The sequence below is a fragment of the Mesotoga sp. UBA5825 genome (genome assembly GCF_002432955.1).
In the GTDB taxonomy this organism is placed as follows: Bacteria; Thermotogota; Thermotogae; order Petrotogales; family Kosmotogaceae; genus Mesotoga.
This window is the reverse complement of record NZ_DJHG01000124.1, coordinates 1-2504: the sequence shown is the minus strand read 5'-3', so window position 1 is coordinate 2504 and position 2504 is coordinate 1. Positions and strand designations below refer to the sequence as shown.

Annotated in this window: 2 protein-coding genes; both read right to left on the bottom strand. The window is 46.8% G+C overall.

What is annotated here, in order from left to right; genetic code table 11:
* Window positions 1-269: 269 nt before the first annotated feature.
* On the bottom strand, window positions 270-1391 hold the full coding sequence (locus B3N33_RS12130) for an aminotransferase class I/II-fold pyridoxal phosphate-dependent enzyme (protein ID WP_292593483.1): 1122 nt from the start codon (window positions 1389-1391) through the stop codon (window positions 270-272).
* Between the two features lie 110 nt (window positions 1392-1501).
* The coding region (locus B3N33_RS12125) for a histidine kinase dimerization/phospho-acceptor domain-containing protein (protein ID WP_292593482.1) at window positions 1502-2504 on the bottom strand (1003 nt) is incomplete at its 5' end.

Here is a 2504-nt window from a genome sequence, read left to right as displayed (position 1 = left end):
ATGCTCTTCTTTGAAACAGACACCCTCCGCCACTTCGTGACTCTCCTCTCGGTTCGGAGATCAAAGGTTCAATTGCAATTACAAAAGAAAAAAGACGCTCTGAAAGCGTCTTCAATAACAATTCTACCACGAGAAATTGTTAAAGTCAACCGGTCTTGCTGTTGACGGCAGGTTAAGGAATCTCACCCGGGAATCTGCAATCCCTTTGGTTTTGTCGATCGGAATCTATTATTCACATATCAACTACAGTGAGTCGTCGCAAAGAGTAATCATATATTGGATGAATCCAGAAACTCATCCAGCCGGTCCAAACCTTCAGCGAAGCTCTTTCGGCCGAATCCCATCCTGAAGTAGCCGCCTTCGTAATCATACATCGATCCGGGAAGAAGCAGAACTCCGGAATTATCAAGGAGCTCGGAGCAGAAGCGATCAACGTCTCCTCCAAGAAACCTTACAAAGGCAATTGGCCCGGCCTTCGGTCTCGAAACTCTGAATACCGATGAGTGCTTCTCGAAGAAGAGGGCGGCTCGATCCCAGTTCTCAGCAACTATCGCTCTGTTCCTTTTCAGGATCTTATCTCCTACACACAGGGCCTTCCAGGCAAGATACTCCGAAGGAGCGCTGTTGCAGATCGTAGTGTAGTGTTTGAATCCAGTCATTGATTCCAGGACGCTTTTAATGTGAGATACAACCCAGCCTATTCTCAAGCCGGCCAATCCGTATGATTTCGACATTACACCCAGCGCAAGAGAGTTGCCGGAAATGTCCGCAAAGGACTTCTGCTTTTCTATAGATTGATCAAGCTCAAGCCCTCTGTAGACCTCGTCGGAAAAAACGAAAATCCCCCTTTCTTCGGTGAAGGAAGCGATCTTCATCAGATCTCCGTTCGAAATAAGGTATCCGGTCGGGTTATTAGGATTGTTTATCACTACTAATTTAGTCTCCGGGCGAACAAGATCCTTCAGTTCATCTACATCAAAGCTCCATTCTTCCCCACTTCTTCTCAGTTCCCAGCGGGTCACTTCACATCCGATTGCATTCGCAACTTCGTACAGGGACTGATAAACCGGAAACTGGCAGATCACATGGTCGCCTTTCTGAAGAAAAGCATTCATGAAGTTGAAGATCGCCTCTTCCGCGCCTGAGTGAACTATAACCTCTTCCATTTCGACGGTCGAGTAAAGCCCTGCAATTTGCGCCCTCAAATCGCGATTGCCGGGAACTTCTGTGTAACCGAGCCACGTATCCATGAACTTCGAGGGGGGTTCGCCGTCCATTTCCAGCAACTCGCCGATCGTCATGGCTTCACAGTCCGACTGGGCAAGAAGGTAGGGTGCGTCGAACTCGTGCTTTTCAAAGTAAACTTCCAGTTTGAAATCATTTAGCTTCATTTTCTTCCTCCGGCTGTCAGTGATACTCGATCTTACCAGACTACTTTCAAACTCGAGCCTGTGACTGGATGCAGACAACGAATCGCCCGGCTTCCAGGCCGTGTCTCATGCTATTTGGAATAGGACTCACTGGGAAATTCGATCATGAATCTATTGATGCCCTCTTCATGTTCGTAATCGAGCCTAAGATTGTGCGCACGCAAAATTGACAAGACCACTCTCAGCCCGAGACCATATCCCTGAGCCTGCACTTCCTTCACGGATTCATCAAGGCTCATGAAATCGACGGCTTTGCCTTTGTTGGAAACAGATAGCAGAGAGAATTCCTCTTCACGGGTAAGTTTGATCTTTACAGAATCGTCCGTAGAATACTTGCAGGCATTGTCGAGAAGATTCATTACCACGTGTTCGATCATGTATCCGGAGGCACTGATCACTATATCTGGGATGATCTCTATTTCAATCTCTTTGTCGGGATGAAGGATCATGATCTTCTCGGTAGTCTCCAGTACAAGTCGGGAGAGATCTATCTCTCTCTTCTCAATTGGTACTGAGATCTCTGTGCGTGACAGAAGCAGATACTCTTCAGAAAGTCTTATGAGCTTTTCCACTTCCTCAAGAGTTTCTCTCAAGGCTTCGCGCATACTCTCTTTTGAGGAACTGCCGGTCAAAGAGAGCTGAAGATTCGATTTCATTACCGCGAGGGGTGTTCTCAATTCGTGAGCGATTCTTGAAGAGAACTGCTTCGCATCGTTTATCAACTGCTCGATTCTGCTCAGCGCCTTATTGATTTCACTTTCAAGCTTTGAAACTTCGTCTCCACTCTTTCTTAGGGAAATTCTGGCATCCTTCAGCCCCGTTCTGCTGATTAGCTCCATTTGATTGCCGGCCTCTTCAAAAGGTCTTATCAGTTTTCTCGTGAATATTGTTCCAATGAGGCTTACGGCTAACAAGATGGATAACGAGGAAAAGACCACAACTGCAAGAACAAACTTCAGGTACTCCTCAGACTTTCCGAGATTGTAGAAAGTCACAAATCTCTCTTCGGTTCCTTCGATCAGCTCGACAGTCGCTCTATATCGATGGTCTCCTTTTGTGCCGATTCCTTCAGCT